This is a genomic window from Vibrio sp. 378 (assembly GCF_033339435.1).
Genome location: NZ_JAWOUO010000860.1, coordinates 1 through 587, shown reverse-complemented (window position 1 = coordinate 587; position 587 = coordinate 1). Strand labels below are relative to the sequence as shown.

At 47.9% G+C, this 587-nt stretch carries 1 protein-coding gene; it reads right to left on the bottom strand.

What is annotated here, in order from left to right; all coding sequences use genetic code 11:
• On the bottom strand, nt 1–587 hold a 587-nt coding region (locus R7Q48_RS29270), incomplete at both ends, for an ABC transporter permease subunit (protein WP_318133868.1).

Genomic DNA, 587 nt, shown 5'->3' with positions numbered 1-587 from the left:
GCTTCCGCCAATGACTTTCGGCACACCAAAATCGGTGATCACCAACGTGAATACGACAATCAGAGTGCTGATCAAACCGTATTTCGCCGCAGGTAACGTCACCATAAAAAAGGTCTTCATCGGTGAGGTTTTTAGAGCACGAGCGGCCTCATACAAGCGGGCATCGGAAGTACGCAGCGAAGTGGTCAAAATCATCAGAGCATGAGGAAAGGTCCAAAAGATCAACCCCATTGAAATACCAATCACACCATACACTGAGTGACCACCAAGTAGCTCTTTCGCAACCCCTTGATTGCCAAAGAGGAAGATCAAGCTGATCGCAGGCAAAAGTGAGGGAGCAAGGATTGGCGCGGTACCTAAGATGTGAAATAGACCTTTAAATGGCATGCATGAACGCGTGAGTGCGTAAGCGTAACCAAAGGCCAGAATACCGACCACCGTCGTTACAACGAGTCCCAAACTAAACGTATTACCAACGGAAACCCACAAGCTTGAAGAAGAAAAATAAGTCGCAAAGTTGGCTAACCCAACAAACTCTCCATCGCTGTTTTGTACGCTTTTGGCCAGCATCGCCCACAATGGCATCA